Source organism: Paenibacillus sp. FSL R10-2796, from assembly GCF_037965315.1.
GTDB classification, from domain to species: Bacteria; Bacillota; Bacilli; order Paenibacillales; family Paenibacillaceae; genus Paenibacillus_AQ; species Paenibacillus_AQ odorifer.
In genome coordinates, this window is record NZ_CP150178.1 from 6,869,290 (window position 1) to 6,890,901 (window position 21,612).

At 46.1% G+C, this 21,612-nt stretch carries 16 protein-coding genes and 1 riboswitch; of the genes, 3 read left to right on the forward strand and 13 right to left on the reverse strand.

Annotated features, from left to right (window positions below):
• Positions 1-64: 64 nt before the first annotated feature.
• Positions 65-147: riboswitch (ZMP/ZTP riboswitch) on the reverse strand.
• A 48-nt stretch (positions 148-195) separates the two neighbouring features.
• From NST58_RS30715 to fni, 12 genes are all read right to left on the reverse strand, one after another.
• The gene (locus tag NST58_RS30715; protein ID WP_036681588.1) at positions 196-783 is read right to left on the reverse strand and encodes a low molecular weight protein arginine phosphatase; all 588 of its coding nucleotides are present in this window, start codon (positions 781-783) and stop codon (positions 196-198) included.
• A gap of 45 nt (positions 784-828) precedes the next feature.
• Positions 829-1,401, reverse strand: coding sequence for a manganese efflux pump MntP family protein (locus tag NST58_RS30720; protein WP_038573646.1), 573 nt, complete (start codon positions 1,399-1,401; stop codon positions 829-831).
• A 104-nt stretch (positions 1,402-1,505) separates the two neighbouring features.
• On the reverse strand, positions 1,506-2,867 hold the full coding sequence (locus NST58_RS30725) for an L-threonylcarbamoyladenylate synthase (RefSeq protein ID WP_339248811.1): 1,362 nt from the start codon (positions 2,865-2,867) through the stop codon (positions 1,506-1,508).
• A 105-nt stretch (positions 2,868-2,972) separates the two neighbouring features.
• The gene (gene spoIIR, locus NST58_RS30730; RefSeq protein ID WP_081382511.1) at positions 2,973-3,731 is read right to left on the reverse strand and encodes a stage II sporulation protein R; all 759 of its coding nucleotides are present in this window, start codon (positions 3,729-3,731) and stop codon (positions 2,973-2,975) included.
• Positions 3,732-3,814: 83 nt separating this feature from the next.
• Positions 3,815-5,002: an FtsW/RodA/SpoVE family cell cycle protein gene (locus NST58_RS30735; RefSeq protein ID WP_076192355.1), complete on the reverse strand. Its 1,188-nt coding sequence runs from the start codon at positions 5,000-5,002 to the stop codon at positions 3,815-3,817.
• Between the two features lie 527 nt (positions 5,003-5,529).
• On the reverse strand, positions 5,530-6,714 hold the full coding sequence (locus NST58_RS30740) for an FtsW/RodA/SpoVE family cell cycle protein (protein ID WP_076123938.1): 1,185 nt from the start codon (positions 6,712-6,714) through the stop codon (positions 5,530-5,532).
• 139 nt (positions 6,715-6,853) lie between these two features.
• Complete coding sequence (gene prmC, locus NST58_RS30745; protein WP_339248812.1) at positions 6,854-7,807, reverse strand: peptide chain release factor N(5)-glutamine methyltransferase; 954 nt, start codon at positions 7,805-7,807, stop codon at positions 6,854-6,856.
• 25 nt (positions 7,808-7,832) lie between these two features.
• Positions 7,833-8,909 (reverse strand): peptide chain release factor 1, encoded by a 1,077-nt coding sequence (gene prfA / locus NST58_RS30750; RefSeq protein WP_036681601.1) that lies wholly within the window; start codon positions 8,907-8,909, stop codon positions 7,833-7,835.
• Positions 8,910-9,142: 233 nt separating this feature from the next.
• Positions 9,143-10,243, reverse strand: coding sequence for a redox-regulated ATPase YchF (gene ychF, locus NST58_RS30755; RefSeq protein WP_036681604.1), 1,101 nt, complete (start codon positions 10,241-10,243; stop codon positions 9,143-9,145).
• 100 nt (positions 10,244-10,343) lie between these two features.
• Entirely contained in the window at positions 10,344-11,711 is a 1,368-nt protein-coding gene (locus tag NST58_RS30760; RefSeq protein WP_143762346.1) for a S41 family peptidase, read from the reverse strand.
• Between the two features lie 169 nt (positions 11,712-11,880).
• Entirely contained in the window at positions 11,881-12,351 is a 471-nt protein-coding gene (locus tag NST58_RS30765) for a GNAT family N-acetyltransferase (protein WP_232061473.1), read from the reverse strand.
• A 36-nt stretch (positions 12,352-12,387) separates the two neighbouring features.
• Positions 12,388-13,527, reverse strand: a complete 1,140-nt coding sequence (fni, locus tag NST58_RS30770; protein WP_339245307.1) for a type 2 isopentenyl-diphosphate Delta-isomerase — start codon at positions 13,525-13,527, stop codon at positions 12,388-12,390.
• A gap of 284 nt (positions 13,528-13,811) precedes the next feature.
• Here fni and NST58_RS30775 point away from each other — a divergent pair, with 284 nt between their 5' ends.
• A complete protein-coding gene (locus NST58_RS30775) occupies positions 13,812-15,347 on the forward strand; it encodes a phospholipase D family protein (RefSeq protein WP_143762745.1) in 1,536 nt (511 codons plus the stop codon).
• Between the two features lie 51 nt (positions 15,348-15,398).
• Here NST58_RS30775 and cls read toward each other — a convergent pair whose 3' ends face one another.
• Positions 15,399-16,907, reverse strand: coding sequence for a cardiolipin synthase (gene cls / locus NST58_RS30780; protein WP_076123942.1), 1,509 nt, complete (start codon positions 16,905-16,907; stop codon positions 15,399-15,401).
• 226 nt (positions 16,908-17,133) lie between these two features.
• On the opposite strand from cls, the gene NST58_RS30785 reads away from it, so the two are divergent.
• Both NST58_RS30785 and NST58_RS30790 read left to right on the forward strand, forming a co-directional pair.
• Positions 17,134-18,051 carry a TetR/AcrR family transcriptional regulator gene (locus NST58_RS30785; RefSeq protein WP_076123944.1) on the forward strand — a complete coding sequence of 306 codons (918 nt, stop codon included), beginning with the start codon at positions 17,134-17,136 and terminating at the stop codon, positions 18,049-18,051.
• A gap of 115 nt (positions 18,052-18,166) precedes the next feature.
• Entirely contained in the window at positions 18,167-21,334 is a 3,168-nt protein-coding gene (locus tag NST58_RS30790) for an efflux RND transporter permease subunit (RefSeq protein ID WP_076192349.1), read from the forward strand.
• The last annotated feature ends 278 nt before the right edge of the window (positions 21,335-21,612 follow it).

Consider the following 21,612-nt stretch of genomic DNA (forward strand, 5'->3'; position numbering starts at 1 on the left):
CCTCAAACTTCAAACAAGCTTATTTTAAACAAAAAAGAGCAGTCCGCAGGTAGCTGCGGATTTGCTCTTTTGCCCAGGCGACCGGCCGTTTATTCCGATGCTCCATCGTGGTTTGATCCACATTTGTCGCCAGTTACATCGGAACCGATTATTTGTAACTTCATCTTAAAGCAAAGTGAACTGAAAATCAACCATTTACAAATGGCGGAAGGTTTCCAGCTTATCCAGCAAACTGAATAGCGCAGTGCGAATCTCAGCAGCAGTTAGCTCATAGTCCTCACGCGTGCCACCAAATGGATCAGAAATATCGAAGCTCGGAATACGCTGGCGAATCTCAATCATCCGCTGCAGATCCGTTGCATTCGGTTCACCACCAAGGGCTAAGCTCAACTCCGCATCTGCGTAAAGGCTGTCCAATTCCTTGATATCTTCCGTCACCGCATCTTCATCATGCACGTATTCCTTCAATGTATAGGTTTTCGTTACAGCATCCGGAAAATACTGCAGCAAATGCTGCTTATGCCCACCCGTCAAGGTCAGCACAAGGTCGGCCCAAGCGACAGCTTGACCTGTCAATTGTGACGACTCCATTGAATCATGAATTCCTTCTTCCTGCAGTATAGCTGCAGCATGTCTTGATATAGAAGTACCGGAAATGGCGGATACACCTGCAGACCGCACTTCCAGGTCGATTCCACGTTCCTTCGCAAGCTTTCGTAAAAGCCCCTCAGCCATAGGACTTCGGCATGTATTCCCGGTGCAGACGAATAAAATATGCAGCATGTTTTGCACCCCCATGAAATTAAATATTCTAATGCCGTTATTGTATCAAAAGATGAATAGCAAGCCAAACCCCAGAAGTATTGCACCGCCTAGCGCTTCTCCATAATCCCCGAGACCACGACTGACATGCCGTCCAATTAGCAACCCTAGAATCGACATTAGTCCCCCGCAAGCACCGAAGGCTAAGATGGTCAAAAGTACTCCATTCACAAACATCCCCAGTGATACCCCCACGGAGAAAGAGTCAATACTGACACTGAGCGAAAGCAGTATCATCCCCCACAAGGTTCGATGATCCATAGCTCGCGAGCTTCCTGTATCCGGACGAAAGGAGTTGTACACCATATGCCCGCCCAAAAGAACTAGAAGACCTCCAGCAGCATAAGTCGTTACTTGACCTAACAGGTGTCCGACATAACTTCCTGTCAATAAACCCAGGAGAGGCATCAGCATATGAAAAACAGCAATGAGCAGACTCATTTGCAGAACATGCAGCAGACGAATACCTTTCATCCCGATCCCTACACCGAGCGAAAAGGCATCCATCCCTAATGCAACCGCCATTATAGTAATGGTAACAATCTGCCCCCATTCGGTATATACATCTCCTAAGCCCATGCTTAACCCCCCAAGTCCGAAATATCTTGTACAACAACGATATGCGGACAAGGGGGTATTCATGACTTCATATGGGAGTCATATACGAAAAAGCAATGCCGTGGTTATCCGGCGTCGATGACAGATCCGCCGGCGGCTTTCATAAGCCGGTTCATGATTGCAGCGCCGAGGCCGGTATACGGGCAAGCCTCGGCTAAGATGTAAGTCGCTCCCGCTTCATCGAAGCGCCGCAAGGCGGCATATAGGGAGCGAGCCCCTTCCTCCGGCGAGGATAACGAGCCGAGGGAAAGAACACAGGCGGCAGGGTCGGCGGGATAAAGGGCCTTATGCTCCTCGAAGATGAGCAAGCCCGTGACCTCGCCGTTTAGCTGCGCCGCCTGAAGTTGACTTGCGGCTTCGTCCGCCACGCGCTGCGGGGAAGAGCCGCGCACTACAGCAAGCCAGCCGCGCGGCGCGTAGTGCGTGTACTTCATGCCCGGCGCGCGCGGCGCCGAAATATCGCCAGCAGCATCCGCACCATGCTGCTCAATAGATGCGGAAGCCCTTTCGAAAGGCTCATGATTGTTAACATTCAGGCAATCCGCTGAAGATTGCGCGGTAGTTGCCTTAGCTGTGATTGGCTCAGCAGTACTGAAATCAATAACAGAGTTTGTCGTCCCCGAATCAGCCAAGACAGTAGCGGTTGCGGTAGCGGCAGCAGTTGTCTCAGCATTACCGGGCTCTGAGCTTACAGCTTCTGCTCCCACCACTGCAGCCAATTGTTCCGAAGTAATCCCGCCGGGGCGCAGCACAGCAACTTTTCCGTCAGGCTGTACCTGCACGACTGTTGACTCTAGTCCAACTCCAGCAGCACCACCATCAAGGACGCCATCAATGTATCCAGCCAAATCTTCCATCACATGCGAAGCTAATGTCGGGCTCGGGCGACCCGAACGATTAGCACTGGGCGCCGCAACTGGACAACCTGCGGCACTTATCAGTGCTAGAGCTACCGGATGATCCGGCATCCGCACACCAACCGTATCCAAACCCGCCGTCACACAGGGCGACAGTACACCTTCACGAACAGGAAGCACAACTGTCAGCGGACCAGGCCAATAAGCTGCCATCAGCGCGGCCGCCTTAGGATGCACCTCTACAACAAGCTCGTCCAAAGCTGCCGTATCCGCAATATGCACAATTAACGGATTGTCAGAGGGCCGTCCTTTTGCCGCAAAAACAGCCTCAACTGCCGCCGTATTTCGGGCATCCGCCCCTAGCCCGTAGACGGTTTCGGTTGTAAAAGCCACGGTTCCGCCTTCACGAAGCATTGTTGCTGCCTCCGCTATCGCCAGCTTGTCAGCTTCATTCGGCTGAAATACCTCAGAGTTCGTTCCCTCAGCGGAATTCAACTTCCAGTATACAGTCTCATCTCTATTTCCACTCCGCCGCTGAACGGCGAATAAAGGATTATTGTGTTCATTCATTCTCATCACAGGCTTTCTAGAAGATATAATTTAGCTTAGCAAAAAAACGGCCCCTGTAGGGAGCCGTGATAGATCTGCTTATAAAATAGTAACACATCTGGGGTCTTACGACCATAATCCACTGATCCAGTTCCAAAGGTTTTGCAGCAGCTCCCAGACGAAGAACCGTACCTCTGGCTCAGCAGCAGTTTCTCCTGATGAAGCACTTCCTGCCGAGGAATCAGCCTGCACTGTTTTTGCAGCTGCTGATTTCACCTTAGCACTGTTATCCGCACCAGCAGCGGACACTGTTTTTGTACCTTTGTCAGCAGCAGGTGCTGCCGCATCTCCAGAGCCTGCATCGATAAAGCAAAGCGGAGGAAACAGTACACACCACCAATTTTGCCCCTTGCCCGCACCAAGTGTGACCCGAACAGCTTCATACTCCCCAGCAGGATAGACGGTGCCACCGTATAATTTGGTTGGAAAAGGGACTACGCCCAGCTCCACTTTATAGGAATATTCAATGCCCCGTTTCTCCAGCTCTGATCCAACCAACGCGTTAAGCTCCGGCAGATGATTTCTAATCAGAGCACGTGCCTGCTCCAAGCTCTGTGGATCCTCAAGAGCGGATACCCACTGGTTCATTTGCTCCACAATTTTATCGCGAATTTGCCGTTTCACCAGCTGATCTTGCGCTCCGTCAGAATTAGCTAGAATACGTAACCGGATAGATTCTTGGGGAATAGATACTTCAGCTACTGCAGCATCGGTTTTTTGACCTTCCCAAGCCATCATGAGGACCATAAAAAAACAAATTAAAATGGCAGTATACTTAAAAGTTACACGTAAGGAATCTCTTTTATCCATATGATTATCGTTCATTTGTTGCAGCCCCTCTCCTCTTAACTCTCATGCTAGTAGTATGCCCGGAGATAAGAGACTGCAAACCTATGAATCTATTAAATTTATAACTTCAATGCCAGCTCCTTATGCAGCTGCAAATCTTCCTCTACATCCTGCCCATAAAGATGCACGCTCATCACGACCCCCATGCTGGCCATATTAATCAGAAGAGACGTGCCTCCATAACTGATAAACGGAAGTGTTATTCCTGTCAACGGCATCAGACCGATAAAAGCTCCAACATTCTCAAGAATTTGATACAACAGCATAGCCGTAATTCCAATGATTAGAAATGGTCCGCTACGCTCCTTACTCTCGAGAGCAATCAATATCATCCGATGCAGCAAAATAAAAAAGAGCAAGAGCAGCAGCGCAGACCCCACAAATCCAAACTCCTCGGCAATCTGCACGAATATCGCATCCGAATAGGTATATGGGACACGATTATTCTGCACAGAGCTGCCCTGCATATATCCCTCTCCACTCATTCCCCCGGAGGCTATAGCTATTTTGGCATTTTTCGTGTGATAGCTTGCCTTATCTGTCGCTAAATCAGGTACCAGCCAAGGGTCAAACCGCTCCACTAAATGATCCTTACCAATGCCTTCAAAAAATTTGACTGCCTCATCATGATAGTTTATGTAGCTCAAAATCCCAGCAAGGCCGATCCCACCCACTATAAGCAAACCGATGAGTGCATGCGACAATTTGATATTCCCGATCCATAGAAGCCCAATCAATATTACGATGTAGCTAAGGGCATTTCCCAAATCATTTTGCATAATGACTATACCAAATGGAATGAACGTAAGAATGGTGAGAGGAACAATCCCTTTCCAGAAGGTTAAGGTAGACCCTTGTTTTCGAATTAAGATCGATGATAAAAAAAGAATTAATACCAATTTAAACAGCTCGGCAGGCTGAAACCTAAGTCCACCGATCTCAAGTCCCAATTGAGCACCGTTCTCTACTTTACCAATAAAACTAACCGACACTAACAAGACTAAGCCCAAGAGATAAATATAAAGTGCATGTTTAACAAATATCTTAAAGTCCACAAAAGCGAGCACAATAAAAACTACAAAACCTAAAATATAGTATTTAAGCATTTGTAAATGAAATCCATCCAATTTCATCGGAGGCGTTATTCTTCCATTGGTTACACTGTATATTGAAAAAATACTAATCACCATCAGCAAAATCAGAACAGTAACAATTACCTTATCAATCCTTTTGAACTTTTGAAGCATCTGCAAGCCCCTTACTCTGTTAAGGTTTCAACTCTCCTCTCTCAGGGAAAGTCGTTCCTTTCTATTGTAGAACATTCGTGAATATAATTCCAAATTTATGTAGCCAATCTATAAAATATCTTTCTATTAAAATTACACTCTGACGTAATTTTACTCTATGATCCAAACCTATCGGACTCCGTAGACTTTATTTATGAATTTATTGCTCCACGGGAACTTTTGCGGACTCCAGAGTCGTTATTACTTGCCATTTTGCAGTAAATCCAGTCTTTTTGATCAAATAACGTCTTTGCGGTCCGATACTATCCAATAAGTAGTTAATATTCGAATATAAGGGCATCTGAGTCCGAGTCAGGATACAAATACGAATACGATACAAATACAAATACGAATTGCTTCCAGCTTGCTTACCTGAAACGGCCCGTATTACGTATTACACCAATCCGACGAAGCCGTGCTCCATCAAAAAGAACCGCCAGCACCCCTATTAAACAATAAGGACCTGACGGTTCTACTTTATTTCGTGGTTACACCTGTTTGGCAGCTGCATAAGGAGTAGGTTTAGGAAAATCCTCTTCCACTTCTTGCCCGTGCAGGCGCACACTCATTACCAGCCCGATGCTGGCCATGTTGATAAGCAGGGATGTACCCCCGAAGCTGATGAAAGGTAACGTAATACCAGTCAATGGCATCAAGCCGATAAATGCGCCGATATTCTCAAAAATCTGATACAACATCATCGCGACAACGCCGACAATCAGGAAAGGGCCAGCTCTATCCCTAGACTCCAGCGCAATCAGAATCATCCGGTGAATCAAAATAAAGTACAGCAGCAACACAAACGCAGAACCTACAAACCCAAACTCTTCAGCAATCTGCACAAAGATAGAATCTGAATACGTATATGGCACCCGATCCGTCTGAACGGAACTGCCGTTCATGTAGCCTTCGCCGCTCATTCCACCTGAGGCAATCGCCAGCTTGGCGTTTTTAGTATGATAAAGGGCTTTGGCTGTCGCTTTGTCTGGAACAAGCCAAGGATCAAAACGTTCAATCCAGTGAGATCGTCCAATATCCGTAAGAAAGGTTTTAATTTCATCGTGATAATGGATATAACTCATAATTCCCGCAATCGCAGAACTAGCCACGATGACCAGCCCGATTAATGCATGCGTGTATTTAATATTGCCAATCCACAACAGACCCGCAAGAATCACAACGTAAGACAAGGCATTCCCAAGGTCATTTTGGGTAAGGACAATAAGGAACGGAAACAAGGTCAGAAGGCCGAGCGGCACAACATCCCGCCAGAACAGAAGCTTACTCTTATTCTTGCGGACAAGCATGGCCGCCAGAAAAAGAATTAATATCAGCTTGAACAGCTCAGCAGGCTGCAGACTCAGTCCTCCAGGCAGGGTCAACCAGCCTTGTGCATTATTTTTAGTCTCGCCCAAAAAGCTGACGAGCACCAGCATCCCTATCCCAAACAAATAAATATATATCGCATATTTCACTAAAATTCTGTAATCCAAAAAGGTCATTCCAATAAAAGCTACAAAACCAATAGCATAATACATCATCATACGAATATGATGTCCGTCCAGCTTCTCTCTTCCATGAGTAACGCTATATATGGCGAAGATGCTGACCACCATGAGTAATAACAGAACGACTACAATAGCACCATCAATCTTTTTAATCTTCTGAAGCACGCTCTGCCTCCCTACTCTATATCTGGGCTTTCTTTATGATCCCCTAAGAAATCCTGCTAAATTCTATTGTAAAGGAAGTCGGATTGAAAATACAATTTCTCTACCCCGGACAAAGGAACCCTCTGCAAAGCAGGCAATATTATTTCGTTATGCCTAGCACATGACGCGGGATTCCAGCCAGATCATTAATGGTGATAATCTCCGTCCAATGGCCCGCTGCCGCAAGGAGTGCAGCGACTTGCTCAGCTTGACCGAAGCCAAGCTCAAAGCCGATCAGGCGCGGCGGTGCCGGGAGCAGCGTCAGCTGCTCCATCATGCGGCGGTACGGGTCCAGCCCGTCCGCTCCGCCATCCAGCGCAGTGCGCGGCTCATGGTCGCGCACCTCACGCTGCAGCCCGGCGATATCCTCGCCGGGGATGTATGGCGGGTTGGAGACGAGAATATCCGTCTCCATCCCCGCGAACGGCTCGAGCAGATCGCCGAGCCGAAAATCCACAGCTGTGCCATTGCGCAAAGCGTTGCGCTCGGCCACAGCCAGAGCCGCCGGCGAAATATCGCCGGCGCAGACCCGCCACGCCGGCGCTTCCGCCGCCAACGTGACGGAGATCGCACCGCTGCCGGCGCCGATATCGACGGCGGCCAGCGGTCTTGCGGCGCGCACGTCCCCCGCGCCGCCTCCGTTGCGGGCCGCAGCGCCGCCCGCGCTATCCAGCGCCGCTTCGCCCGGCGTTACAACGCCGTCCGGCCAAAGCTCCGCGCCGTAACGTAAAATCGCCTCGACAAGCAGCTCCGTCTCCGGCCGCGGAATAAGCACGTCAGGCGTCACCTCAAAAGGCCGCCCGTAGAATTCTTGCTCGCCGATGATATACTGCACCGGCTCACCAGCGCCCCGGCGGGTAACTCCCGCCTCAAATGCTTCCTTAACCGCAGCTGGAAAAGGATCTGCCAGCGCCATGTAATAAGCTGCGCCAGACACTCCAAGCACATGCTCCAGCAGCAATTGTGCACTGCGCTGCGGTTCATTGCAGCCGCTCCGGCTCAAAAAAGAAGAAGCCTCCGCAAAGGCTTCCCGGATGCTTTTGACTTCCGACATGACATATACGCCATCGTTCAAAGCATTATTCTCCATTATCCATATTATCCATCAAGTCAGCTTGTTCAGCGATTGAAAGGGCTGAGATAATTTCAGTGATTTCTCCGTTCATAACCTGCTCCAAACGGTGCAGTGTCAGGCCAATACGATGGTCTGTAACCCGGCTCTGCGGGAAGTTATACGTCCGAATGCGCTCACTACGGTCACCCGTACCTACTTTGCTCTTCCGTTCACCAGCATACTTCGCTTCTTCTTCCTGCCGTTTCATATCAGAGATACGGGCACGAAGCACTTGCAGCGCTTTTTCTTTATTGGAGTTCTGTGACTTACCGTCCTGACAGGTAGCAACGATGCCTGTAGGTACATGGGTTACACGTACTGCAGACTTGGTCGTATTTACAGACTGTCCGCCTGCACCACTTGAACAGAAGGTATCCACACGAATATCTTTATCATGGATCTCGATCTCAAAAGCCTCAGCTTCCGGCATCACAGACACCGTAGAAGTAGAGGTATGAATACGACCTCCGGATTCGGTCGCTGGGATACGTTGTACGCGATGCGCACCACTTTCGTATTTCAGCTTACTGTATGCACCACGGCCGTTAATAAGGAAGATTACCTCTTTGAATCCACCAAGATCACTCGCGTTAACATCCATTAACTCAACGCGCCATCCTTGTGCATCAGCATAACGAGTGTACATCCGGTAAAGGTCTGAAGCGAACAATGCTGCTTCATCACCACCCGCTGCACCACGAATTTCAACGATTACGTTCTTATCATCATTCGGGTCTTTAGGCAGCAGCAATACGCGGATTCTCTCTTCCAGCTCCACTTGACGTTTGGAAAGGTCATCAATTTCCATCTTGACCATTTCTTTCATCTCATCATCAAGCTTTTCGCCTTGCATCTGCTTAGCAGCTTCAAGCTCTTCCATTACACTCTTATATTCAGTATACGCCTCAAATGCGGGCTGTAGGTCTGATTGTTCTTTGGAATAGTCCCTCAGTTTCTTACTGTCGTTTGCAACATCCGGATCACAAAGCAGTTCACTGAGCTTCTCATAGCGGTCCGCCAGGGATTGCAATCGGTCCAACAAGGGAATTCACCTCTCCTGATTCAATTTCAAATTCGCAAATATAACATCAAATTTGTACTGTCATAAAAATAGATATACGACTTTATATTATACCAAAGATATTGTGAAATGGCTACAGTTCCGTACGCACAATACCTTAATAAAAAGCTTATATTTTTAAAAAGGATCATCCCAGCAATAGAAACTCCCACTGCTCGAGATGACCCCTTTATCATTCGTACACTTAAAACTTCTTAAACGTTAAAACGGAAATGCATTACGTCGCCGTCTTGCACCAAATATTCTTTACCTTCAAGACGTAGTTGACCACGTTCCTTCGCACCGTTCATGGAACCAGCTGCCACAAGATCCGCGTAAGCCACTACTTCAGCACGGATAAATCCGCGTTCGAAATCTGTATGAATCACACCGGCAGCTCCAGGTGCTTTGGTGCCGCGGCGAATCGTCCACGCCCGAACTTCCTGAACGCCTGCTGTGAAATACGTATACAAGCCAAGCAGTTTATAAGCCGCTTTAATCAACCGGTTAAGGCCGGATTCTTCCAGTCCCAGCTCTTCCAGGAACATAGCTTTATCTTCGCCTTCAAGCTCAGCAATTTCTGCTTCCACCTTAGCACTGATCGGAACCACTTCTGCACCTTCAGTAGCTGCGAAATCACGAACTTGCTGTACATAAGGATTGTCCTCAGCACTTGCCACTTCATCTTCACTTACATTCGCCGCATACAGCACTGGCTTCAATGTTAACAAATGAAGATCACGGATAATAAGCTTCTCGTCATCAGACAATTCTATACTGCGTGCAGGTTTATCTTCGTAGAGCACTTCTTTGACGCGTTCTAGCAGTTCAACTTCTTGAGCGTATTTCTTGTCGCCGCCTTTGATATTCTTACGGGAACGCTCAATCCGCTTCTCAATGCTCTCAATATCAGCAAGAATCAGCTCCAGATTAATGGTCTGGATGTCGCTGATCGGATTTACTTTTCCATCAACGTGGGTAACGTTCTCATCTTCAAAACAACGAACCACATGCACGATAGCATCTACTTCACGGATATGGGCCAGGAACTTGTTTCCTAGTCCTTCTCCTTTACTCGCACCACGCACGAGACCAGCAATATCAACAAATTCAAAAGCAGTAGGTACGGTCTTGTTCGGCTGTACCAGCTCAGTCAGTTTATCAAGACGTTCATCTGGAACTTCAACAACACCAACGTTAGGGTCAATGGTACAAAAAGGGTAGTTAGCGGATTCTGCTCCCGCTTGCGTTATCGCATTAAACAATGTGGATTTTCCTACGTTAGGAAGTCCGACGATTCCAGCTTTCAAAGCCATTTATATGACAACTCCTATTTTCAGCTAAATTGATCATCCGAATAAGCTATACGATCTAAACCATTATATATTAGAACATATTCGCCAGCAACACCGGATGTCAAGCAGATGTGTCCGAACGCGCAAGCTCTAATACCTTTTTTATCGCCGGCTGGTCCAGTAATGGCTTAGATTTATCTGGATCAACCTCCACATCAGGCACAGTCTTTACCTCTTCATTACAACTTCCATCAGAATTCAGACCCATTTCAAAGGAAAACCTGAATACATAACCGCTATTTGGCAATGCAACAACAAGCGGATCTATCCCTAGTCCATCCCCACCTGTCCTGCCGCCTACAACCGTTGCAAACCCGGTGCCTTTTGCAAAGGCTGCAAGACCTTCCGCTGATGAATACACAGAGCTATCAACCAGCAAATAGATTTTCCCTTCAAATCCAACAGATTTATTAGGAGTTACTACATCATTTATTTTTCTATATGTCTTGAACATCTTTAAAGCCTCAGATGGCAGATTAGGCAGTTGCTCATCTTTGATGCCGGAAATAGGTTGTTGCCCGGCTGTGATCTGACGTGCCTGCATAAAAGTCTCCGCATATTTGCCTCTTGTATAAAGGAAGTATGTATTATATTCGATAGGTTTATTAATCAACAGAGGAACAATATGAATTCTCCAATAATTACTGTTTCCTCCCCCATTTCCGCGGATATCTAATATTAATGTCTTATAGTCCTTTACCTCTATTAAAAAATCATGGATCTCGGAGCTGTCCATCTCCATGAGACTCCCGTCAAAGCTTTGCATACCGAGATAAGCGATTCGATCGGGCTCTATAATGACTTTTTTTACATTCCCAGAAGTCTTTTTTGTTACATCTCCTACTCCATCTCCACCATTATGCATATCGTTATTGATATCATTAGAGTTTTGCTGCTCCGTTAAAGGTTTCTGGTTGTAACGGGCCAATACGTTAGGCTGTTGAACCACGTCGATCCAAGGTTCATAACCAAAACCTGCTTGAACATAGGTATGTAGATACCAAGGATATTCCTCCTTGGATATAAAATTCGTATGCCCATTGTTTAATCTGCTAAGGACAAATCTCATTCGTCTCAAAAACTCATCATCCGATTTCACGGCTGCTATTTTATTGCGGTATTCCTCTTTTTTAGCAAGCCAATCCTCTCCATTGAGACGTTTATTCACCTCTAGGAAAGGATAGTTCTCCTCAATAATCTTCCACATGTAATCAAAATCTTCTAGCCTTTTTTCCACTGTCAATGAAGGCAACGCTACTTTCGATTGTTCTTCAACTACAGCTGAAGAGGCTAGCGGTGCAACCGGACTTGCCTGAACTTGCTCAGACTCAGATTTCTTCTTTCCTGGTAAATCGCCACTGTTGCAGCTAACCAGTAATAGTAATACTACTGCGGAAACAACCACCCACGATACAGTCCTTGGCCTCACCTTAATCCCCCCTTTTCTCTCTTTATGACTTAATCCATTTTCAGGAAGTTATTTTTTAATCATATTTTCCTAATCATCCTAAATCAAATATATTTATCACAATTATTTACATAATAATTCAGTAGAACAACAAAAAAAAGACCTCTTTCGAGGTCCTCACACTTATGGACTACAGATCTTTAGACATCGTGATGTCAGTTACGATATACCCCATTTTTTTGTATAGCTCAAAAGCGCGATTGTTCTGGCCGAAGACGTGCAACCCGATTTTGGTAACATTCATCTCCCGGGCTTCTTCATCGAGTGCGATCATAGCCTGCTTGCCATAACCCTTACTCTGGAACGGTTCAAAAACATAAAAATCATAAATGAAAGCCTCGCGGCCACCACGACCTTCACTTACGTTAAACCAGATATAACCCACCTGTTCATCACTGCTTATTTCTACTATGGAATATAGATAAGCACCATCTGTGTGCAGCCCTTTTGGCAAAGAGCGTGTTATAGCTTCCTCAGACAGCTTCATCGCGATCTCTGGATCCCAAGCACCGGCGCTGATCTTATCTTCCGCATAATCCCGGGTAGCTTGACCTAAGAAAAATTGAAAGGCCGACTCATCCATATGGATCAGTTTAATCATAATCTTACTCACTTCCTCGCTTCAATATTTACCATCCTATTTACGTATTAAACGGGAAGTTCCACGTAAAGTTGCTAAATCTGGAGCGCCAATACCAAACATTGCTATTTTCAGCTCCAGTTCTACCTGTGCTAATGCAGCATCCAGCGCCTCTTCAGAATCGACAGCCGGCCCTAACAGATTGCGGCCAAAGCCTGCCAGATCAGCTCCAAGTGCCAATGCTTTCGCTGCATCCACGCCATGTTTCAGTCCGCCGCTGCCAATCAAAGCGCCCTGCGGAGAAACTGCACGCACCTCTGTGATACAATCAGCTGTTGGAGTACCCCAATCCGCGAAAGCCTCCGCCGCTGCCCGCCGTATAGGATCTACACTGCGGAACTTCTCCACCTGACTCCAGGATGTCCCGCCTGCACCCGCAACATCAATAAAAGCCGCTCCTGCATTATAAAGACGTGCAGCTGCAACTCCATCAATGCCCCAGCCTACTTCTTTCACACCTACAGGGACTTCAAGTGCCCGGCATACCTTCTCTATCTGCGATAGCAAAGAGGCAAAACCAGTGTTCCCTTCCGGTTGAAAGACCTCTTGCAGGCCATTCAGATGTAGTACAAGAAAATCAGCACCTGCGATATCCACAGCCCGGCGACATTCCTCAATCCCAAAACCATAGGACAGCTGTACAGCACCAATATTGGCGATAACCGGAATATCAGGCGCTTGATCCCGCACATAAAAGGTTGCCGTAAGCTCAGAACGCTCCACTGCCGCCCGAACCGAACCTACACCCAGCGCCCAACCCCGACGCTGCGCAGCTGCGGCTAACCGGGCATTAATCGCTCCTGTAGCTGCACTGCCACCTGTCATCGAGCTGATGAGCAGCGGCGTACGCAGCTTACGATCCAAAAACGTAGTCTGCAATGATATATCGTCGAAATTCAGCTCTGGCAGAGCATTATGCTGAAATCTGTAATGTTCAAACCCTGTAGTCACACCGACGCCACCTACTTCCTCATTTAGGCAAAGGCGTACATGTTCAATTTTGCGTTCGCCTGTCTTCGATGTAGGTAATAAAGATCTTTTGTCAGAAGCCTCTGCAGCCGGTAGGTCCCTGCCATGATCTGCGCCAGACTGCCTAGTCGCATCATATGGCACGGCCTCTTCTGGCGTATGATTCATGCTGCGTTCCTCCTATTTCCAAACTCGATTTATTATAACATATCCCTACAGATGAATTTACAATATGAGGTTAGCGATTACAATTCTCCGGTTTCGTAATCATTAATTTCATAAACATCGTACTAATCGCTCAAACTCATTATAGCTAGCCGAATGTTATTTCATTACTGTTAAGGATATTTGGGCTGCTTCATTTCGCTCCACTAGGTGTTAATAGGTTGGTAATACACCGGAGCATAACAATCACAAGGAAGTGCTCTGCAATAATTTCAGGAGGAACTTCCATGAATTCAGATCGTCAGCAACCCATTTACCCCCATAAACCTAAAGAAATAAACTACACTCCCGGTTTAACTACGAAGAAACGTTCCGGTACACGCCGCCGTACACGGGTGTTATGGGCTTTCGTCATTCTAATCCTCTGGTTAACCGGCGTAATGATTTATCAGACACACAAATCTCTACCCAGCGGCATTTCCTATGAAAGCCCTATATACAAAACGAATCATGTATCCTTCTGGCACGACCTGACCTATTCGGACGGTACAGCCACGGGCACTCAAGAGAGTCAGATTCTTTCGAGGATTCTACAAATTATCGAGGAGTCCAAAGAATTTTTGGTGATTGACCTCTTTCTTTTCAATGATTATACCCATAAAGATCAGTCATTTCCTCCGGTCAGCCGAATGTTGACGGACAAGCTTATTTTACAAAAAACAACTTATCCTGAGATGGAGATCGTCTTCATTACAGATGAGGTTAATACCAATTACAACTCTGCACCCAATCATCTTCTGGAAGAATTGAAGGCTGCGGGGATTAAAGTGATTTTGACCGATGTAAATGCTCTACGCGATTCTACACCTGCTTATTCCGCTGTCTGGCGTACCTTTATTCAATGGTTCGGACAGTCGGGCGAAGGCCGGATTCCCAATCTTATGGCCAGCGGAGGACCGGATATTACCGCACGTTCTTATTTGAAGCTACTTAATGTGAAGGCTAACCACCGTAAGGTGGTTGTTAGTGAGAATACCGCTCTAGTCTCCTCAGGAAATATCCATGATGCCAGCGCCTATCATTCCAATATCGCTCTGGAAGTACAAGGCCCAATTATTGCTGATATTCTCCAGACGGAACAGGCCGCGGCCAATCTTTCGGAAGCAGGGCCACTACTCACTTATGAGCCAGACTTCACCAAGGAGAAGGATCAGCACTCTGAAGAATCTATGGAGGTCCGCTATTTAACGGAAGGAAAGGTATATAAATATGCACGGCAAGCCCTCCAATCTGCACAGAAGGGCGACACCATTTGGATGGGTATGTTCTACCTTGCCGATGATGCCATTCTCGATGAATTGGTAGAGGCTACCGAACGAGGGGCTACGGTAAAATTGATACTGGACCCCAATCAGAACGCCTTCGGCCGTGATAAAATCGGCATTCCTAACCGTCCAGTTGCCATGAACTTGAACAAGCGCACGAACGGAAAGATCTCTATTCGCTGGTACAATACGACCAAAGAGCAATATCATCCAAAGTTGCTCTTCATTGCCAAACAGACTGGAAGTTCCATCATTCTTGGCGGTTCCACCAATTTCACGACACGCAATCTGGATGACTACAACCTGGAGAATAATCTGTGGGTATCTGTAAAACAAGACCAGCCTCTTTATGCCGAGATGGAAACCTACTTCAATCGACTGTGGAATAACGAGGACCATGAGTATACTCTGCCTCTTGAGGCTTATCAGGGCGAAGTGACTTGGTTCAAGTACATTCTGTTCCGGTTGCAGACCACCTTGGGTTTAACTACTTTTTAAAGCAAAAACCACCGCAGATGAGGCATAACACCCTCTGCGGTGGTTTTTGGGTTATAGCAACGGTGACATAAGCCGAGCAGCAGATTCCAGTATACGGATCACCATACGCTTATTCATAAATTCTTCATGCTCAATCAAGCTGGTAGATAATAAATCCCGTTCAAAATCAGCAACAATACGAGCAACGCTCTCCGTCTGAATCAGTAGTGCATTCACTTCAAAGTTAAGGTGGAAGCTGCGCATATCCATATTGGCCGTGCCAATGGTCGCTATTTCACCATCAACGATAAGCAGTTTCGAGTGGATAAATCCCTTTTCATATTCATAAATCTTCACGCCAGCTTCCAGCAACGCCGGAAAATAAGAGTGTGAAGCCAGAAACGGAATCCATTTATCCGGCTTAGCCGGGAATAACAATCGCACATCTAAACCAGAAACAGCAGCTACACGCAGTGCAGTTAAGATGTCCTCATCAGGAATAAAATATGGACTGGCAATCCACACCGATTTCTCGGCAGAAGTGATCATGGAGAAGAAAATGTTTTTGAGCGCACGACGTTCGTTATCCGGCCCACTAGCAATAATCTGTACGGCACCATCACCTGTCATAAAGCGAAGCTGCGGAGTGAGATAGTCTTGCTCCAGTATTTTTTCACCCGTAGTGTGCATCCAATCTTGCAGAAAAATAATTTGCATCGTCCGTACCGCTTCGCCTCTAACCAACATATGTGTGTCACGCCAAAACCCATAAGTCTTACTGCGGCTTAAATATTCATCGCCTACATTGAGACCCCCCATGAATCCGACATCACCGTCGATCACAACAATCTTACGGTGATTCCGGTAATTCACACGACTGGAAAAAAAGGATGTTGAATTTCCGTACGAAGCCACCTGAACCCCGGCATCACTCATTTCCTTCAAAAAAGCTTTGGAAAGCTGAAAACTGCCAACGGCATCATACATAAATCTGACTGCAACACCGGCGCGAGCTTTATCGATCAGAATTTGTTTAATGCGTGTTCCAATGTGGTCCGCCCGGAAGATGTAATACTCCATATGAATGTGATGTTTAGCTTGACGGAGCTCCAACAATAACGTACCAAACGTCTCTTCACCATTAGTGAGGATACGTGTTTCTGATGCAAAGGAAATAGGAGTACGTGCTAAAGTTTTGGATAACAGCAGCAGTTTTTGGCGCGAGGGATCAAAGACTGACCAATCTTGGTGCGTACGTAAAGCGTCATTCTCAATTCTTTCGTAGGCCATAAGGTCTCTTTGTGCCTTTTTATCATATTTACGGCGTTTGAACACATTTTGCCCAAATAGAAAATAGAAGACCAGTCCCAGCACCGGGATCAACGCAAGCAATAAGATCCATGACATTGTTGTAGAAGGATTACGGTTCTCCATAAAAATAGCCAAGCTAATCGAAATGACTGTCAGAGTGGAGAAGATACTAATAATCGTTCCCGCAGTACTCCCAAAAATGCCGAAACCAAAATAATAAAATGCTATGAATGCCCCAATGATAATTATAGATTGAAGTCCTCTTCTCATACTCTACCTACCTTCTTATTCATACAAGCAACACGAAATTGACACATTTTATATATTACATGAAGAACACATTTCTTCCTAGCAAATTACTGTTTAAAGTCTATTTACGACAAAACTGTAACCCTTCTGTTCCGATATTTGTAATGCCTGGTTGTATAGAATATAATTATTCTGACCAATTAGTCAATTATAGAACCGGGTAGTCAGAAAGGAGGTTAATCCTTTAATGAATGATAAAACTGTTGATAAGCAGGAGCAGATTATTAAGATTGCTATGCAGCTATTCGCTGTAAAAGGCTCCTCGTCCACATCCATGCAAGAGATAGCTGAATTATGCGGGATTTCGAAGGGCAGTTTATATCTGGTATTTAAATCAAAAGAAGAGCTGGAGCGCAGTATCTTCCTTTATTGTTATCGGATGATTCGGGATCCCTTGTTACGTGAAGAACAGGAAACCCGACGAACACCACGTGAGAAGCTTAGGAATCAGATAGAAATTCTGCTAAGTCATGTGTACGAATTACGCGAGTTCTTGCAGCGTCAAATTCAGGAGGTTGCGGGCAAAGGATTTGATACTGAAGTCCCGGACTGGCTGCGTAGAAACAACGCTTCCTTCTTAAGATGGTTCCAGGTAAAAATGGAGTTGCTCTACGGAAAAGACGTCGTTCCCTATACCGGAGATTTATGTATGATCGGACATGGTCTCATCAAATCTTATATTGCGGTTATTTTTCGTAAGGATACGCAGGTACCTATTGCCGATATGGCAGATCATCTAATGAATTTAATGGATATGATCGTGTCTGGCTTGCTTACTAGTAAACAGGCTCCGCTAATCAACTCTGCTACTTTAGCAAACTGGATGGCGGAGAATGAGGAGAACAAACGAAAAAATCCATTACAGCTCATTAAAGAAATGAAGACTGCGATCAGTAAACTAGATAGTATAACATCCGAAGAAGCAGCCGATCTGCTGGAATCGCTCAACATTCTGGAAGGTGAAGTGCTTATCCCTCACCCGCGAAAAGCAATCATTCAGGGGATGCTGTCCAACCTCCAATCCTGCTCTGAGCTCACAGCAGAATTGGAAGAGCTGAGGAAGCTAATTGCCTCAATTCCGCACAATTCATGTGTATTTCGTTAATTGACTCTAAGAAGAGTTCGGTAGAGAGAAAGTCATGGATAGTGAGTATTATGATTTTTTATAATGGCGCCCTATTTCGTAAAGAAGAGGGCCGAGAGGAGCAGAAACGAAACTTATGAAAAGCTTAATTAATTTCTCGCTCAGGAACAAATTTGCCATTTGGCTTCTGACGATAATTATTGTGTTTGCCGGTTTATATAGCGGACTGACGATGAAGCAAGAAACCTTGCCTAATATTAGTATACCCTATCTTAGCGTAACAACCATTTATCCGGGGGCCGCACCAGAAGGCGTCGTTAATGATGTCAGCAAACCGTTGGAGCAAAAGCTCCGCAATGTGGATGGTGTAAAGACGATCACCTCCACTTCTTTGGAGAATGCCTCCAGTATCCAAATTGAATTCGATTATGGAACAAATCTGGATAATGCTACAGCAGCAGTGCGCGAATCACTAAATGAAGTCTCATTGCCAGACAATGTGCAGAAGCCTTCCATTTCCCGCTTTAGTCTTAGCTCAATGCCTGTTGTCTCCCTCAGTCTTTCTAACGGGGATACCCAGGATCTTGAGGAACTGACCCGTATTGCTGAGAACGATATTCGCCCGGCCCTGGAGGATGTTGAGGGTGTCGCTTCTATCCAAATCTCTGGTCAATACGTCAAAGAAGTATCACTCAAATTCAATCAAGATAAGCTCAATCAATATGGACTGACCGAAGATACCGTTAAAGGTATCATTCAAGGCTCTTCCCTCCGTGTTCCACTCGGACTATTCGAGATGGACAAGGCTCAAAAGGCAGTTGTCGTGGATGGCAACATCACTACCGTTGAGGATCTTAAAAATGTGACCATTCCGGTAATGCCAACTGGCGCTAACGCTGCTGGTGCTGGAGCTACTGGAGCTGCCGGCGTTGATGCTGGTGCTGCTAACGGAGCTGCTGGTGCTGGAAATGCTGCTACTGGCGGAGCTGCAAGTATGGGACTTCCAACCGTGAAGCTCGGAGAGCTGGCCACGATTGAGGTTGTGGGCAATTCCGAATCCATCTCCCGTACAAATGGTAAAGAATCGATCGGTATTCAGATTGTCAAAGCCAATGATGCCAACACTGTTGATGTTGTAAATGGTGTTAAAGACAAAACTGAAGAATTAAAAGCACAATATAAAGGCATTGACCTTACTGTTCTACTTGACCAAGGTAAGCCCATTGAGGACTCCGTAAATACGATGTTGTCCAAAGCGGTATTTGGTGCCTTATTCGCAGTAATTATCATTTTGGTGTTCCTGCGGAATATTCGTTCGACGATTATTTCTATCATCTCTATTCCATTATCCCTGCTGATCGCAGTACTGTGTCTGCGGCAGATGGACATTACGCTTAATATGATGACACTGGGAGCGATGACGGTCGCGATTGGGCGGGTAGTCGATGACTCGATTGTAGTCATAGAGAACATATATCGACGGCTCTCCTTATCTGGTGAGAAACTGAAGGGCAGAGAATTAATCAGTGCGGCCACACGTGAAATGTTCGTGCCTATCATGTCCTCTACAATTGTAACCATCGCGGTGTTCTTACCACTTGCTTTGGTTAGTGGTATGGTTGGTGAGCTGTTCTTGCCTTTCGCTCTAACCATGGTCTTCGCCCTGCTCGCTTCATTAGTAGTTGCGATTACCCTAGTTCCTGCAATGGCTCACTCGTTGTTCCGTAATGGATTGAAAGGTAAAAAAACTCACAGCGAGAAACCAGACAAACTTTCTGCTGGTTATCAAAAGATTCTGAACTGGTGCCTTTCTCATAAGCTCGTTACGTTTGGAGTTGCCGTTCTTCTCCTTGCAGGCAGCTTGTTCTTAATCAAACCTATTGGTGTAAGCTTTATGCCATCCCAAGAGGATAAAACCGTAATGCTTACTTATTCACCAAAGGCTGGACAACGGATTGAGGAAGTTCAAGAGCAAGGTCTGAAAGCTGAAAAATACATTTTAGCGCAGAAGCATATAGACAAAATGCAATATTCCATTGGCGGCGGAAGCCCGATGGGTATGGGTGGATCCAGCAATTCAGGACTATTTTTTATCGTTTATGATAGTGACACTCCTGATTTTGAAGCTGTTAAAGAGAAGCTTATTGAAGGTTTGACCGCAGAAGTGCCAGATGGTGTATGGGGTGACATGTCCGCTCTGATGAGTGGAGGCATGGGTGGAAGCACTCTGACCGTGAATGTATTCGGAGATGAACTGGATCAGCTGAAGCCGGTCGCGGATGAGATTGCCTCAATCGTACAGGCTGACACCACTAATTTCAAAGACGCAGAAACAAGTCTCAAGGAAGCTTACGATCAATATACGATTGTAGCGGATCAACAGAAGCTTAGCTCCCTTGGACTTACAGCCGGACAAATTGCGATGAAGCTGAGTCCAGCAGGCACACGTCCAGTGCTCACAGAAGTAGAATTGGACGGCAAGAACTACAAAGTCTATATCGAAACAGATAAAGAAACGTATAAGAGCATTAAAGAAATGGAAGAGGCTACTTTGACTTCCCCACTAGGCATCTCCGTGCCAATCGGGCAAGTCGCTAAAATTGAAAATGGCTCCTCCCCTGACTCGATTACTCGTATGGACGGTAAAATGAAGGTAGATGTTACTGCCGAAATTATTTCGAGTGACGTGAATAGCGCTTCGAACAGCGTGAAAGAAAAAATAGACGCTATGGAATTGCCTGATGGTGTAACTGTTACCTTCGGCGGTGTAACCGAGCAGATTAATGATACGTTTGGTCAATTAGGAATTGCTATGGCGGCTGCTATTGCCATCGTATACTTCGTGCTTGTGGTTACATTTGGCGGTGGATTAGCACCATTCGCTATCCTGTTCTCACTTCCTTTCACAGTGATCGGGGTACTCGTTGCCCTTCTGATCGCTGGGGAAACCTTAAACGTGTCCTCGCTCATGGGTGCGCTGATGTTGATTGGTATCGTAGTAACGAATGCGATTGTCCTTATCGACCGCGTTATTCATAAGGAAAAAGAAGGCCTCACTACGCGTCAAGCCTTGCTTGAAGCAGGTGGCACACGTTTACGTCCAATCCTGATGACTGCACTTGCAACGATTGGTGCATTGCTGCCATTGGTTACTGGACTTGAAAACAGTGCTGGAATTATCTCCAAGGGCCTCGGCGTGACCGTAATCGGTGGTTTGGTCAGTTCCACGCTGCTGACACTTGTAGTAGTGCCAGTCGTGTATGAATTCCTGATGAAATTCCGCAGCAAAAAGGTAATTGATTAGAACTATGATGTGAACAAGTAAATAGGCTCAAACGAGAGGCTGTCTCCAAAGTAGTGAATTCTACTTATGAGGCAGCTTCTTTTTTTTAGTAAAAGGCTGCACAGCGGATTCTTGCCTTAGCCAATAGACTGTGTGCTGTGCCAATTGTTCAACGCCATTAGGTTGGGTGGTGAGTAGGGAGAGTTGAGCGGTGAAAAATACGTGATGAGTGATAGCTGATGTACTGTGGGTGGTGGAGGGCGATGTACTGTGGGTGCTGTATGATATGCGAAATGCAG

Bases quoted from the DNA above. Each gene is read 5' to 3' on its own strand.
- NST58_RS30715 (WP_036681588.1), bottom strand. From the start codon at position 783: ATGCTGCATATTTTATTCGTCTGCACCGGGAATACATGCCGAAGTCCT.
- NST58_RS30720 (WP_038573646.1), bottom strand. From the start codon at position 1,401: ATGGGCTTAGGAGATGTATATACCGAATGGGGGCAGATTGTTACCATT.
- NST58_RS30725 (WP_339248811.1), bottom strand. From the start codon at position 2,867: ATGAATGAACACAATAATCCTTTATTCGCCGTTCAGCGGCGGAGTGGA.
- spoIIR (WP_081382511.1), bottom strand. From the start codon at position 3,731: ATGAACGATAATCATATGGATAAAAGAGATTCCTTACGTGTAACTTTT.
- NST58_RS30735 (WP_076192355.1), bottom strand. From the start codon at position 5,002: ATGCTTCAAAAGTTCAAAAGGATTGATAAGGTAATTGTTACTGTTCTG.
- prmC (WP_339248812.1), bottom strand. From the start codon at position 7,807: ATGTCGGAAGTCAAAAGCATCCGGGAAGCCTTTGCGGAGGCTTCTTCT.
- ychF (WP_036681604.1), bottom strand. From the start codon at position 10,243: ATGGCTTTGAAAGCTGGAATCGTCGGACTTCCTAACGTAGGAAAATCC.
- NST58_RS30765 (WP_232061473.1), bottom strand. From the start codon at position 12,351: ATGATTAAACTGATCCATATGGATGAGTCGGCCTTTCAATTTTTCTTA.
- fni (WP_339245307.1), bottom strand. From the start codon at position 13,527: ATGAATCATACGCCAGAAGAGGCCGTGCCATATGATGCGACTAGGCAG.
- NST58_RS30775 (WP_143762745.1), top strand. From the start codon at position 13,812: ATGAATTCAGATCGTCAGCAACCCATTTACCCCCATAAACCTAAAGAA.
- cls (WP_076123942.1), bottom strand. From the start codon at position 16,907: ATGAGAAGAGGACTTCAATCTATAATTATCATTGGGGCATTCATAGCA.
- NST58_RS30785 (WP_076123944.1), top strand. From the start codon at position 17,134: ATGAATGATAAAACTGTTGATAAGCAGGAGCAGATTATTAAGATTGCT.
- NST58_RS30790 (WP_076192349.1), top strand. From the start codon at position 18,167: ATGAAAAGCTTAATTAATTTCTCGCTCAGGAACAAATTTGCCATTTGG.